The sequence below is a fragment of the Actinomyces sp. S6-Spd3 genome (assembly GCF_000758755.1).
Taxonomy (GTDB): domain Bacteria; phylum Actinomycetota; class Actinomycetes; order Actinomycetales; family Actinomycetaceae; genus Pauljensenia.
Window position 1 is genome coordinate 1 of sequence record NZ_JRMV01000166.1, and the last position, 567, is coordinate 567.

Consider the following 567-nt stretch of genomic DNA (forward strand, 5'->3'; position numbering starts at 1 on the left):
CCAGCCTTGCGTCAACGTCGGTGGGAGCGTATGCGGGCTCGGAGATAATGGGCGGCCTGCTACATGTGCGAGTTCCGCTGTGGGCGAGGCGCTTGGTTACCCTAATCCCTGCATTGATTGTGCTTTGGGTGTACCCAAATCCCTCGTGGGCGCTGGTGATTTCGCAGGTTGCGCTTTCGTTTGGTATTCCGTTCGCGATCATTCCGCTCACCTGGTACACGGCCAGTAAGGACGTTATGGGGGATTATCGCGACGGCACGGCAATGAAGATAGCAATGGCGGCGGTTTCCGCCCTGATTGTAGCGCTGAACTTCGCCCTCATTTATCTAACCTTCACGGGCGTGGACATGCCCGCTTAAACGCGAGTGTCACCTATCGTCTCCCTGTCCGCGCCACGCAAGCTGATGGCATAGCCGGGGCACGGACTCTCTTACAGCTCAGAGTGAAAACCGGTAGAATCGAATCAGATTTGTCCGTATCCGCAACCTTGAAGGCTCTTGCCACCGCAGTGGCAACGCGTTTAGTGGTATGTAAGTTTTGAAAGTTCACCGTGGCTAAATTTCGACC

The 567-nt window shown here is 55.6% G+C and carries 1 protein-coding gene; it reads left to right on the forward strand.

What is annotated here, in order from left to right; translation table 11 throughout:
• Positions 1-359, forward strand: a 359-nt coding sequence (locus HMPREF1627_RS00995; RefSeq protein WP_034500385.1) for a divalent metal cation transporter, incomplete at its 5' end; no start/stop codon positions are given.
• Positions 360-567: the final 208 nt, after the last annotated feature.